This is a genomic window from Streptomyces sp. NPDC079020, from assembly GCF_044542225.1.
GTDB lineage: Bacteria > Actinomycetota > Actinomycetes > Streptomycetales > Streptomycetaceae > Streptomyces.
This window is the reverse complement of sequence record NZ_JBITUB010000016.1, coordinates 40,748-53,490: the sequence shown is the minus strand read 5'-3', so window position 1 is coordinate 53,490 and position 12,743 is coordinate 40,748. Positions and strand designations below refer to the sequence as shown.

Annotated in this window: 8 protein-coding genes; 2 read left to right on the top strand and 6 right to left on the bottom strand. The window is 71.7% G+C overall.

The genetic code is table 11. The features are described from left to right. Position 1: 1 nt before the first annotated feature. The 3 genes from ACIGJO_RS28540 to ACIGJO_RS28530 all read right to left on the bottom strand — a co-directional run bounded on the left by ACIGJO_RS28540 (position 2) and on the right by ACIGJO_RS28530 (position 3,511). Complete coding sequence (locus ACIGJO_RS28540) at positions 2 to 340, bottom strand: P-II family nitrogen regulator (RefSeq protein ID WP_399962902.1); 339 nt, start codon at positions 338 to 340, stop codon at positions 2 to 4. Then, on the bottom strand, positions 337 to 1,689 hold the full coding sequence (locus tag ACIGJO_RS28535; protein WP_399962900.1) for an ammonium transporter: 1,353 nt from the start codon (positions 1,687 to 1,689) through the stop codon (positions 337 to 339). Before ACIGJO_RS28535 ends, ACIGJO_RS28540 begins: the two co-directional genes overlap by 4 nt. Before the next feature lie 346 nt (positions 1,690 to 2,035). Beyond that, a complete protein-coding gene (locus tag ACIGJO_RS28530) occupies positions 2,036 to 3,511 on the bottom strand; it encodes a hypothetical protein (RefSeq protein ID WP_399962898.1) in 1,476 nt (491 codons plus the stop codon). Positions 3,512 to 3,940: 429 nt separating this feature from the next. On the opposite strand from ACIGJO_RS28530, the gene ACIGJO_RS28525 reads away from it, so the two are divergent. Then, the gene (locus ACIGJO_RS28525) at positions 3,941 to 4,588 is read left to right on the top strand and encodes a bifunctional DNA primase/polymerase (RefSeq protein ID WP_399962896.1); all 648 of its coding nucleotides are present in this window, start codon (positions 3,941 to 3,943) and stop codon (positions 4,586 to 4,588) included. Positions 4,589 to 4,746: 158 nt separating this feature from the next. On the opposite strand, the gene ftsY is transcribed toward ACIGJO_RS28525, so the two are convergent. Then, positions 4,747 to 5,955, bottom strand: a complete 1,209-nt coding sequence (gene ftsY / locus ACIGJO_RS28520) for a signal recognition particle-docking protein FtsY (RefSeq protein ID WP_399962894.1) — start codon at positions 5,953 to 5,955, stop codon at positions 4,747 to 4,749. Positions 5,956 to 6,174: 219 nt separating this feature from the next. Here ftsY and ACIGJO_RS28515 point away from each other — a divergent pair, with 219 nt between their 5' ends. Further along, positions 6,175 to 7,134 carry an LLM class flavin-dependent oxidoreductase gene (locus ACIGJO_RS28515; protein WP_399962893.1) on the top strand — a complete coding sequence of 320 codons (960 nt, stop codon included), beginning with the start codon at positions 6,175 to 6,177 and terminating at the stop codon, positions 7,132 to 7,134. A 33-nt stretch (positions 7,135 to 7,167) separates the two neighbouring features. Here ACIGJO_RS28515 and ACIGJO_RS28510 read toward each other — a convergent pair whose 3' ends face one another. Both ACIGJO_RS28510 and smc read right to left on the bottom strand, forming a co-directional pair. Beyond that, the gene (locus ACIGJO_RS28510) at positions 7,168 to 8,586 is read right to left on the bottom strand and encodes a sugar porter family MFS transporter (protein ID WP_399962891.1); all 1,419 of its coding nucleotides are present in this window, start codon (positions 8,584 to 8,586) and stop codon (positions 7,168 to 7,170) included. 219 nt (positions 8,587 to 8,805) lie between these two features. Continuing rightward, positions 8,806 to 12,414, bottom strand: coding sequence for a chromosome segregation protein SMC (smc, locus tag ACIGJO_RS28505; RefSeq protein WP_399962888.1), 3,609 nt, complete (start codon positions 12,412 to 12,414; stop codon positions 8,806 to 8,808). Positions 12,415 to 12,743 lie beyond the last annotated feature (329 nt).

Below are 12,743 nucleotides of genomic sequence, written 5' to 3'. Positions count from 1 at the left end.
GTCAGAGGGCGTCGGGACCGCGTTCGCCGGTCCGGACCCGGACGGCGGTCTCGACCGGGACGCTCCAGACCTTGCCGTCCCCGATCTTGCCGGTCCGGGCCGCGTTCACGACCACGTCGATGAGCTGTTCGGAGTCCTCGTCCTCGACCAGGACCTCGATACGGATCTTCGGGACGAGGTCGACGGTGTACTCGGCACCCCGGTAGACCTCGGTGTGCCCGCGCTGACGCCCGTAGCCGCTGGCTTCCGTGACGGTGAGGCCCTGGACGCCGAAGGCCTGGAGGGCCTCCTTGATCTCGTCCAGCCGGTGCGGCTTCACGACTGCGGTGATGAGCTTCATGCGTCCACCTTCTCTGCCTTCGATGCTGACGTCGTGCCCGGTGCCGGGGCGGCGGTGCGCGGGGCGGAGCCGCCGCCGGCGCCGCTGAAGTCGTATGCCGTCTCGGCGTGCTCGACCTGGTCGATGCCGGAGATCTCGTCGTCCTCGGGGACCCGCATGCCGATGGTCCGGTCGAGCAGGAGGGCGAGGACCGCGGAGACGGCCAGGGAGTACGCGAGGACGGCGAGGACGCCGACGGCCTGCTTGCCGAGCTGGCCGAGGCCGCCGCCGTAGAAGAGACCGGCCGCGTCGGACTGGACACCGCCGGTGGCGAAGAGGCCCACGAGCAGGGAGCCGGCGATACCGCCGACCAGGTGGACGCCGACGACATCGAGGGAATCGTCGTAGCCGAACCGGTACTTCAGGCCGACGGCCATGGCGCAGAGCACACCGGCGACGGCACCGACGGCGATGGCGCCGAGCGGGCTGACCGAGCCGCCCGCCGGGGTGATGGCGACGAGTCCGGCGACGGCCCCGGAGGCGGCGCCGAGCGTGGTGAAGGAGCCGTGGCGCAGCTTCTCGTACCCGAGCCAGGCGAGCATCGCGGCCGCGGTGGCCACCTGCGTGTTGACGAACATGACGGCGCCGACGCCGTCGTCGTTGCCGAGCCAGGAGCCCGCGTTGAAGCCGAACCAGCCGAACCACAGGAGACCGGCGCCGAGCATGACGAGCGGCAGGCTGTGCGGCCGCATCGGGTCCTTCCGGAAGCCGACGCGCCTGCCGATCACGAGGATCACGCCGAGGGCGGCGGCACCCGCGTTGATGTGGACGGCCGTACCGCCGGCGAAGTCGATGACCCCCATCTCGAAGAGCCAGCCGCCCGCGCCCCAGACCCAGTGGGCGACCGGGAAGTAGACGATGGTGACCCAGAGGGTGATGAAGACCGCCCAGGCGGTGAACCTGACGCGGTCGGCGAGGGCGCCGCTGATCAGGGCCGGGGTGAGGACGGCGAACATCAGCTGGAAGACGGCGAAGACATAGACCGGGATGGTGTAGCCGTCCCAGAGTTCGGTGACGCCGATCCCGCTGAGGCCGACGTAGTCCGCGCTCCAGCCGATGAGCGAGCCGGTGTCGGTGCCGAAGGCGAGGCTGAATCCGTAGAGCACCCACAGGATGGTGACGATCCCGAGGCTGATGAAGCTCATCATCAGCATGTTGAGGGTGCTCTTGACGCGGACCATGCCTCCGTAGAAGAAGGCCAGGGCCGGGGTCATGAGCATCACCAGGGCCGAGCAGATGAGCATGAACCCGGTGTTGGCGGCAGACAGCTCCGGGGCGTCTGCGGCAAGCGTCGTGATGCCTGGGGGCATCGGCGTCTCCTCGTCGTCGGTGCGGCCGCGTGCGGGAAGAGCCGCGGGACCACTGGGGAAAAGGTGCGGGCCGGTTATGGGCCATGAGACTGGCCGAGCGCCGTTTCCACGGATGCCGCACGGTGTTTCGCACCAGTGACGAAGAAGGAGCGCGTGTTACGGCGGAATGAACCGCCGGTGCTGTGTCCGGTGCCCCGGGCCGCCGTGCGGCCCGCGCCGCATACGGCGCGGTTGAGGTGCCGGGACACAGGAACCGGCCACGGCGGCCCTCCGTGTGACCGGCGATGGGGGAGCCGGGTCGGGGTGTACGGGGAGGGGCGCCGCGGCCGGTGGCGGGCGGGCCGGGTCAGACCGCTTCGGCGGTCTCCGGCAGCTGTTCGGTGAGCCGGTCGGTGAGCCGGGCGACATCGTCGACATCGCCGAAGTCCCTGGCGGCGGTGTCGACGGTCTTGCGCAGCCGGGTGTTCACCCGCTCGGAACGCACCTTCCTGGCGATCTTCAGTGCCTCGGCGGCCAGCACCGTGGACTGCTCCGGCTCGCGCTTGAGCAGATGGACGGTGGCCATCCCGATCAGATTGAGCGCGTACGAGCGCTGGTGCTCGTCGTCCTCGCCGAAGAGGTCGACGGCCCTCGCCATGACGGGCTCGGCGAGCGAGGCGTACGTGGGGCTGCGGCCCGCGACATAGGCGAGGTCGCGGTAGGAGTGGGCGTTCTCGCCGTTGAGCTCGGCCTCGGAGAAGAAGCGGATCCAGTCCGGTTCGGGCTCGCCGTCGATTCCGGCGTCGGTGAAGGTGTCCTCGGCCATGCGGACGGCCCGCTTGCACTTGCTGGGCTGGCCCATGTTGGCGTAGGCGCGGGCCTCCATCGCGTACAGCATGGCCTGGGTACGGGGGGTGGCGCAGTCCCGGCTGCCGTACTGGGCGAGATGGATGAGCTCCAGGGCGTCGTCCGGGCGGCCGAGGTGGATCATCTGCCGGCTCATGCTGGACAGCACATAGCTGCCGAGCGGTTTGTCACCGGCTTCCTTGGCTGCGTGCAGGGCCAGGACGAAGTACTTCTGCGCGGTGGGCTGGAGGCCGACGTCGTAACTCATCCAGCCCGCCAGTTCGGCGAGTTCGGCCGCGCACCGGAAGAGCCGCTTGGACGTGGCCGCGGGGTGCGGCTCCTGCAACAGGTCGGTGACCTCGTGGAGCTGGCCGACGACGGCTTTGCGGCGCAGTCCGCCGCCGCACTGCGCGTCCCACTGGCGGAACATCGCGGTGGTGGACTCCAGCAGATCCAGCTCCGGCCGGGAGAGCCGGGAGGGGCGGCGGGCGGCCGACGGCGGCTCCTGGTCCGTGGTGTCCGTGCCGGCCACGGGCACCAGCCAGCGCTGCATCGGTTCGATGAGCGCGGGTCCCGCGGCGAGGGCGAGCGAGGTGCCGAGGAATCCGCGCCGGGCGAGCATCAGGTCGCTGCGGGAGAACTCGCTGAGCAGGGCGACGGTCTGCGGGCCCGCCCACGGCAGGTCGACACCGGCCACCGAGGGGGACTGGTGCGCGGTGCGCAGCCCGAGGTCCTCGACGGCGACGACGCTGCCGAACCGTTCCGAGAAGAGCTCGGAGAGGATGCGCGGGATCGGCTCGCGGGGCTGCTCACCGTCCAGCCAGCGCCGCACCCGCGAGGTGTCGGTGCTGATGTGCAGGGCGCCCATCTGCCGCGCCCGCCGGTTCACCTGCCGGGCCAGCTCGCCCTTGGACCAGCCGCTGCGCACGAACCACGATCCCAGTTGCCCGTTGGGGCGCTTCCCGGTATTCGTCCCGCCTGCGCCGCTGCCACTCACTGGAACGCCCCCATCCCCGCCGAAAACCTCATCGCGCGAACCACTATCAGAATGCCGTGCATCGGTGCGGCCCGTAGGGAGATCGCACACCGTCGAACAGGAAATCGGTTTGCCTCCGGCATACCCGTGGGTGCACATACTTCCAGGGTTCGTGTACCGACGGTAATCCTACGATCACCCCTCCCGCGAGGGCCCTTACGGAAACGCCACCATTCGCCACCCCTTCGAATGAACCCGACTGCCCACTGGCGCGCTTGACTTGACAGACGACGATCAGCGACCGGCGGATTGGGGCACTTTGGGGGCGCGTAATCCGCGCCATTCACCCTCTGTGCACACCCGCGCGCCGCCCGATCGAGAGCGACAGCGGAGGGTTGAGCGAAGGCTCCGGGTCGTAACCACCGATGACTCGGACCCGTTGGAGGGGGTATGGGCTTCACGATCGGCGGCATCCGTGAGATGCGATCCGGCTCACGGCGCCGCGGCCGCACGGCCGAGGGCACCGCGGTGGCCGAGTACACAGGACTGTGGGGCTGGGCGGTGGTGCCCGGCGCGCGGACCGTGGCGGGCGTCTGCTCGTGCGGCGACCCGGTGTGCCCGGCGCCCGGCAACCATCCGCTGGCCTTCGCCCGCGAGGTCCCGGCCGGTGCCACGCTCGACGTCGCCGCGCACGCCTGGGCCGAGGTGCCCGGCGCCTCGATGCTGCTGCCCGTGGGCCGCGCCTTCGACGTCCTGGACGTCGCCGAGGGAGCCGGGCGCCGCGCGCTGGGCCGGCTGGAGCGGATGGGCCTGCCGCTGGGACCGGTGGCCGTGACCCCGGCGGGCCGGGCCCAGTTCCTCGTCGCCCCGGGAGCCGCCGCCGAGCTGCCCCGGCTGCTCTACCGGATGGGCTGGGACGACGCCGGTCTGGACCTGCGGGGGCTGGGTCCCGGATCGCACATCACCGCCCCGCCGTCCGACCTCGGCGGCCTCGGGCCGGTCCGCTGGCTGCGCCCCCCGGCCCTGGACACCACGGCCGCTCCCCCGCAGGCGCGGTTGCTGCTGGGCACGCTGGCGTACATCTGCCACCGCTCCTAAGGGCTGTCCCACCGCGCACCGGCGCACGATCCCCTTCGCCCCGCGCGCACGGCCTGCCCCGTCGCCATGGAGGCGTGAGCACCGGCGCGGGTGCGGGCGCATACGAACGGGCGGCGGCCCCGCGAGGAGGTCCGCCGCCCGGTGTCCGTACAGAGGGGTCAGTCGCCGATCAGCGCGTCGACGAAGGCGCCCGGCTCGAACGGTGCCAGGTCGTCCGGGCCCTCACCGAGACCGATCAGCTTCACCGGTACGCCGAGCTCACGCTGGACGGCGATGACGATGCCGCCCTTGGCGGTGCCGTCCAGCTTGGTGAGGACGATGCCGGTGATGTCGACCACCTCGGCGAACACCCGGGCCTGGACGAGTCCGTTCTGCCCGGTGGTGGCGTCCAGGACGAGCAGCACCTCGTCCAGCGGGCCGTGCTTCTCCACGACCCGCTTGACCTTGCCGAGCTCGTCCATCAGACCGGTCTTGGTGTGCAGACGGCCCGCGGTGTCGATGAGGACGACATCCGCGCCCTCGGCGATGCCTTCCTTCACCGCGTCGAACGCGATCGACGCCGGATCGCCGCCCTCCGGCCCGCGGACCGTGCGGGCGCCGACGCGCTCGCCCCAGGTCTGGAGCTGGTCGGCGGCGGCGGCCCGGAAGGTGTCGGCGGCGCCGAGCACGACGCTGCGGCCGTCGGCGACGAGCACCCGCGCCAGCTTGCCGGTGGTGGTGGTCTTGCCGGTGCCGTTGACGCCGACGACCATGACGACGCCGGGGGTCTCGGCGCCGCCCTCCGTCTTGACCTCGCGGTCGAAGTCGGGGGCGAGCAGGGTGATCAGCTCCTCGCGGAGCAGGGCGCGCAGATCCTCGGGGGTGCGGGTGCCGAGCACCCGGACGCGCTCGCGCAGCCGCTCCACCAGTTCCTGGGTGGGGACGACGCCGACGTCGGCGGTGAGGAGGGTCTCCTCGATCTCCTCCCAGGTGTCCTCGTCGAGGTTGTCCCGCGACAGGAGCGTGAGCAGCCCCTTGCCGAGGGAGTTCTGCGAGCGGGCGAGCCGGGCGCGGAGCCGGACGAGCCGTCCGGCGGTGGGCTCGGGGACCTCCAGCGCGGGGGCGGCCTCCGGTTCGGCGACGGCCGGGGCCTCCCCGGCGGGAGCCTCGGTGTCCGGGAGACCGACCTCCTCGACGGTGCGCCGCGCTTCGTCGCGCGGCGCCTCGGCTTCCTCGCCGACATGGGGCTCGGCGGGAGGAGTGATGGTCGGCGTGCTCGACGGTGCCGAGGGCGGCAGCTGCTTCTTCTTGCGGCTGCTGACCACGAGCCCGCTGATCAGGCCGACCGCGACCAGGGCGATGACTACAGCAAGGATGACGATTTCCATAACCCGTCCAGTATCGGCCACAGCCGCACCTGGGGACGGCCGTGGCGGATCCCGCACGAATCCCCCGCACACTTATGCCCCCATTCGGGGTAAAAAGCGCACCTTGACCGCCCCGCCACCCCGCAGGGGCGCCCGGCGAGCGGAGCCCTACCTTTCTGACACTCCGTCAGTTATGGTGCCCGCCTCCACCAAGCCCGCCCGGCGAAGGGGACACCCGTCATGGCCTTCACAGTGGTCCGGTTCAATCTCGTCGATCCCGACGCCGCCCCCGGGACGCTCTCGGCCCGCTACCGCGCGGCGCTGGAGATGGCCGCGTACGCGGACGGGCACGGCATCGACACGGTGCAGACCGAGGAGCACCACGGCGCCGACAACTCCTGGCTGCCCTCCCCCCTCGTCTTCGCCGGTTCGGTCTTCGGCGCGACCCGGCGGATCGCGGTGACCGTGTCGGCGATCATCGGCCCGCTGCACGACCCGCTGCGGCTGGCCGAGGACATCGCGGTGCTCGACCTGCTGAGCGCGGGCCGGCTGGTCACCGTCGCGGGCATCGGCTACCGGCCCGCCGAGTACGAGCGCGCCGGGGTGGAGTGGGGCAGGCGCGGCAGGCTCCAGGACGAGCTGCTGGAGACGCTGCTGCTGGCGTGGACCGGGGAGCCGTTCCCGTACCGGGGCCGTACGGTCACGGTCACCCCGCGCCCGTACACCCGGCCGCACCCCCTGCTGCTGGTGGGCGGCAGCTCGCGGGCGGCGGCGCGGCGGGCGGCCCGGCTGGGGCTGCCGCTCTTCCCGAGCGCGCATCTGCCGGAGCTGGAGGCCTACTACCACGAGCAGCGCGCGGAGCACGGGACGGAGGGCTTCTGCATGATGCCCGCCGCCACGACGCCGCTGCTGCATGTCTCCGAGGACCCTGAGCGGGCGTGGGCGCTGTACGGCCGGCACTTCCTGCACGAGGCCCGCACCTACTCCTCCTGGCAGTCGAAGGACATCCGCTCGGCGGTGCGCTCGACGGCGACGACGGTGGCGGAACTGCGCGAGGAGGGCGTGTACCGGATCCTCACCCCCGGGCAGTGCGCGGAGCTGGACGCGGACAGCCTGGTGCTGCACCCGCTGTGCGGCGGGATGCCGGTGGAGGAGGGCTGGCGCAGTCTGCGGCTGTTCTGCGGGGCGGTCGGGGGCTGAGCGGCCCGGCCGGCACGGCTCGCCGGGGCGTCCTCAGCCCATCTCCTCCAGTGTCTTGCCCTTGGTCTCCTTCACGAACCTGAGTACGAAGGGGATCGAGAGCGTGGCGAAACAGGCGTAGATGATGTACGTGCCCGACAGGTTCCAGTCGGACAGGCTCGGGAAGCTCGCGGTGATCGCCCAGTTGGCGATCCACTGCGCGGACGCGGCGACGCCGAGCGCGGCGGCGCGGATCCGGTTGGGGAACATCTCGCCGAGGAAGACCCAGACCACCACACCCCACGACAGGGCGAAGAAGAGCACGAACACATGGGCCGCGACGAGGGCGACGACGCCCTGGGTGCTGGGCAGCTTGCCGTCGACGAGGTCGGCGGAGAACGCCCAGGCCTCGAAGGCCAGCGCGACCGCCATCCCGGTCGAGCCGACCAGCGCGAGCGGCCTGCGGCCCACCCGGTCCACCAGCACCATCGCGATCACCGTGCCGATGATGTTGATGATCGAGGTGGTGAACGAGTAGAAGAACGAGTCGGTCGGGTCGATGCCGACGGACTGCCACAGCGTCGCCGAGTAGTAGAACGCCACGTTGATGCCGACGAGCTGCTGGAAGACGGACAGTCCGATACCGACCCAGACGATGGGCAGGAAGCCGAAACGGCTGCCGAGCAGGTCCTTGAAGGTGGACTTGTGCTCCCGGCGCATGGCGGTCTCGATCTCCGCCACCCGGCGGTCGAGGTCGATGTGCTCGCCCTCGACCTCGGCGAGGATCTCCCGGGCCCGCTGCTTCTTGCCGACCGAGATCAGGAAGCGCGGCGACTCGGGGATCGCGAACGACAGCAGCCCGTACAGGATCGCGGGGAGGACCATCACGCCGAGCATCCACTGCCAGGCCTCCAGGCCGCCGATCTTGCCGCGCTGGTCTCCGTCGGCGATCTGGAGGATGCCGTAGTTGACCAGCTGGGAGATGGCGATACCGATGACGATGGCGGCCTGCTGGAAGGAGCCGAGCCGGCCGCGGTAGGCGGGCGGCGAGACCTCGGCGATGTACGCCGGGCCGATCACGGAGGCCATGCCGATGGCGAAGCCGCCGATGATGCGCCACATCGCAAGGTCCCACAGCGCGAACGGCAGCGCCGAGCCGACGGCGCTCACGGTGAAGAGCACGGAGGAGATCTGCATGCAGCGGATACGGCCGATACGGTCGGCGATACGTCCCGCGGTGGCGGCGCCGATCGCGCAGCCGATCAGGGCGATGGCGATGACCTGGGCGAGCGTGCCGGAGCCGATGTCGTACCGGTCGCGGATGGCTTCGACGGCACCGTTGATGACGGAGCTGTCGTAGCCGAAGAGGAAGCCGCCCATCGCCGCGGCGGCGGTGATGAAGATGACGTGGCCGAGGTGGTCCGGATGGGCCTCTCGGGCTCCGGACGCCGGCCCCTGCGATGCGCTGCTCACATGAACTCCTGGTGCCTGGCCGCGTCGTCAGGCGTGGGGGGTAAACGCTTTAAGTGGCGCATAGGATCGGGCCCGCCACCACTCGGAGATGAATTCGCCTTCCCGCGAATCGGTGATTCATCCGCCGAAGCCGGACCTTCACCGATCTCCGCCGATGGGCCGACGTCTACCCGGGACCGCGGAAATACCGCGTCGAAACTCTGAAGCCTGGGTGAAGGTTCAGCGCAGCCGCTGGCTGATGACCTTCGACACTCCGTCACCCTGCATGGAGACCCCGTACAGCGCGTCGGCCACCTCCATCGTCCGCTTCTGGTGCGTGATCACGATCAGCTGGGAACTCTCCTGGAGCTCCTCCATGATCCGGATCAGCCGCTGGAGATTGGTGTCGTCCAGCGCCGCCTCGACCTCGTCCATCACATAGAACGGACTGGGCCTGGCCTTGAAGATCGAGACCAGCAGCGCCACGGCCGTCAGGGACCGCTCGCCGCCCGACAGCAGCGAGAGCCGCTTCACCTTCTTGCCGGGCGGGCGGGCCTCGACGTCCAGGCCGGTGGTGAGCATATTGCCGGGATCGGTCAGGATCAGCCGGCCCTCACCGCCCGGGAACAGCCGGGAGAAGACACCCTCGAACTCGCGTGCGGTGTCGTGGTACGCCTCGGTGAACACCTGCTCGACCCGCTCGTCGACCTCCCTGATCACCTGGAGCAGATCGGCCCGGGTCTTCTTCAGGTCTTCAAGCTGCTCGGACAGGAACTTGTGCCGCTCCTCCAGCGCCGAGAACTCCTCAAGGGCGAGCGGATTCACCTTCCCGAGTTGCTGGTACGCCCGTTCGGCCGCCTTCAGCCGCTTCTCCTGCTCGGCCCTGACGAACGGCCTCGGCAGGTTGCGCGGATGCTCCGGATCCTCCGGCAGCTCCTCGCCCTGGGCCGCCGGGGACGGGGGTACGAGCCGGTCGGGGCCGTACTCGGCGGCCAGCCCGGCGGGCTCCACCCCGAGCTCCTCCAGCGCCTTCGTCTCCAACTGCTCCACCCGCAGCCGCTTCTCGGCGCCCAGCACCTCGCCGCGGTGGACCGAGTCGGTCAGCCGGTCCAGCTCGCCCTTCAGCTCCCGGCCCCGGTCGCGCTCGGCCGCCAGTTCCCGCTCCCGCCCGGCCTTCGCCGCCTCGGCCGCGGTCCGCTCGTCCTGCGCCCGTACGACGGACACCTCCACATGCGCGAGCAGCTGGCGGGCCCCCGAGGCGACGGCGGAGGCCACCGCGGCCTCGTGCCGCAGCCTGGCCCGGTGCCGCTCGGCGCGGGCGCGGGCCTCCCGCTCGGCGCGGGCCGCACGGTCCAGGGAGTCGGCGCGCCCGGCGAGGGACTTCACCCGCTCCTCGTGGGTACGGGCCTGGAGGCGGGCCTCCATCTCGGTCTGGCGGGCGTTGGCACCGTCGGCGGCGAGCCGGTCGCGTACGGAGGTGTCGGGCTCCTCCTCCACGGGCGTCTCCTCGGCCACGAGCAGCCGCTCGGCCAGCTCCCGCGCCTCCTCCGTCGCCCGCTCCAGGGCCTCCTGGGCACGGGCGGCGGAGGCGGCCATCCGCTCCGCCTCGCCCGCCGCGCCCCGGGCCTGTCCGGCGAGCCGCCCCAACTGCTGGGCCACCCCCGACTTCTCCCGCTCGGCGGCACGCCGCCGCTCCCCCAGCTCCTCCACCAGCAGGGCACCGGCCCGGCGCCGCTCCCCCGCGAGCTGCTGCGCCCCGGCCAGCTCCTCGCACCGTACGGCCAGCTCCGCCAGGGAGGCGGCCGCCTCGTCGACGGACGCCTGCACCTCCAGGAGGCTCGGCGCCCCGGCGGAACCGCCGTGCGCGAAGTGGGCCGCCAGCACATCGCCCTCGGCGGTGACCGCGGTCAGCTCCGGGTGCGCGGCGACAAGATCCTCGGCGTCCTCCAGGGTGCTGACGACGACCATGTCCCGCACCAGCCGGTGTACGGCGCCCATCAGTTCGACGGGCCCCCGCACCAGCCCGGCGACGGCAGGGGCCCCTCCGGTCCCCGGGGCGCCGGCCGGCGGTTCGTCCCCCGCCCCGGAGTCCTCCGCCCCCGCGTCCGCCGCGGCGCCCGGCCGCGGGCCGCCGCCGCCCAGCAGCAGCGCCGCGCGCCCCGCGTCCTGCTTGCGCAGCAGCCGGATCGCGTCCGCCGCGGTGGCCGGGTCCGTCACCGCCACCGCGTCCGCCGCCGCGCCCAGGGCAGCGGCCACCGCGACCTCGTACCCCGGTACCACCGTGAGCAGTTCCGCGGCCGGGCCGAGCAGGCCGTGCAGCCGGTCGCGGGCGCCGAGCAGCGCGCCGGTGCCGTCCTTGCGGCGCAGGCCCAGGGCCAGCGCCTCGTGCCGGGCCGCGACCGCGGCGCGTCTGCGCTCGGCGGCCGTCGCGGCCTCCCGGGCCGCGCCATGGGCCGACTCCGCCCCGGCGAGCGCGCGTTTGGCGTCCTCGTGCCGCCCGGCCAGCTCCGCGTCGTCCGCGTCCAGGCCGTCGACCTCGGCCCTGAGCTGCTCGTACTCCTCCTGGGCCGCGACCGCGCGCTCCTGTGCCTCGTCCCGGGAGGCGGCCAGCCGGTCGATCTCCGCCTGGGCCGAACCCGCCCGGCCGCGAGCCGCGTTGACCTGGCCGTTCAGCCGGGCGAGCCCCTCGCGCCGGTCCGCGATGGCCCGTGCCGCGTCCTTGAGTCTGCGTTCCTCGTCCGCCAACTCCCGTTCCAGATCGGACCGGTGGGCGACGGTGTCCTCCAGGGCGTGCTCCGCGGCCTCCAGCGCGGCCGTCAGCTCCGCCTCCTGCTCGCGGATCCGGGCGGCCTCGCGCTCCATGTCCTCCGGGTCCCGGCCGCGCCGCTCCTCGGCGGGCGCCGCGGTGGCGCTCTTCACCCGGGCGTCGGCCAGCGAGATCGTGCCCCGTACCCGCTCGGCGAGCTGCGACAGTTCGTACCAGGTCTGCTGGGCCCGCTGGAGCCGGGGCGCGAGACGGCGGACCTCGCCCTCCAGCTCCGCCTCCCGGGCGAGCGACGCCTTGAGTTCGGCCTCCGCGGCGTCCTTGCGCTTCTTCAGTTCGGCCTCGTCGGCGATCTCGTCGCGCAGCGCGCCGCGCAGGGTGACGAGGTCGTCCGCGAGCAGCCGCAGCCGGGCATCGCGCAGATCGGCCTGGATGACCGCGGCCCGGCGGGCCACCGCCGCCTGTCTGCCGAGCGGCTTCAGCTGGCGGCGCAGTTCGTCGGTGAGGTCCTGGACGCGGGCCAGATTGGCGCCCATCGCGTCCAGCTTCCGCAGCGCCTTTTCTTTTCGCTTGCGGTGTTTGAGCACGCCCGCCGCTTCCTCGATGAAGGCGCGGCGGCCCATCGGGTCCGCGTGCAGCACGGAGTCCAGCTGCCCCTGCCCGACGATGACATGCATCTCGCGGCCGATACCGGAGTCCGAGAGGAGTTCCTGGATGTCGAGCAGCCGGCAGGTGTCGCCGTTGATCTGGTATTCGCTGCCGCCATTGCGGAACATGATCCGGGTGATCGTGACCTCGGCGTACTCGATGGGAAGCGCGCCGTCGGAATTGTCGATGGTCAGCGACACTTCGGCCCGGCCGAGTGGCGGCCGCCCGGTCGTACCGGCGAAGATCACGTCTTCCATCTTGCCGCCGCGCAGGGATTTGGCTCCCTGTTCACCCATGACCCAGGAGAGCGCGTCCACCACATTGGATTTCCCGGATCCATTGGGGCCCACGACACAGGTGATCCCCGGTTCGAACCGCAGGGTCGTGGCGGAGGCGAACGATTTGAATCCACGCAGGGTCAGGGCCTTGAGGTGCACGCCGCCGGACTCTACCTTTCACTCTCGGTTTCGCTGATGAAGGTGCAGGGCACATCAGACGGTAAGGGAAGGGCTCTACGTCCGGGCGGGCCCGGGGGGCGAGTCCGGGGGGAAGTACGGGGCGGGAAAAGCGGACCGGGGGGTCGGGAACGAAATAAGGGACGCCGAGGCGTCCCTGTAAATCTTGCGCAGTCCTGCGTGACGGATCGCTGATGCACCGGACGACGAGGAGATCCTCGGTCTTCCGGGCATGGCCGGAGCCGGGGACGATCCCGTATTCCGGGAGGTCCTCGGTGTTCCGGGACGGCGATCCGTGACGAAGACAATCC

Excerpts from the sequence above, each read along its gene's own strand:
- ACIGJO_RS28540 (WP_399962902.1), bottom strand. The coding sequence starts at position 340 with ATGAAGCTCATCACCGCAGTCGTGAAGCCGCACCGGCTGGACGAGATC.
- ACIGJO_RS28535 (WP_399962900.1), bottom strand. The coding sequence starts at position 1,689 with ATGCCCCCAGGCATCACGACGCTTGCCGCAGACGCCCCGGAGCTGTCT.
- ACIGJO_RS28525 (WP_399962896.1), top strand. The coding sequence starts at position 3,941 with ATGGGCTTCACGATCGGCGGCATCCGTGAGATGCGATCCGGCTCACGG.
- ftsY (WP_399962894.1), bottom strand. The coding sequence starts at position 5,955 with ATGGAAATCGTCATCCTTGCTGTAGTCATCGCCCTGGTCGCGGTCGGC.
- ACIGJO_RS28515 (WP_399962893.1), top strand. The coding sequence starts at position 6,175 with ATGGCCTTCACAGTGGTCCGGTTCAATCTCGTCGATCCCGACGCCGCC.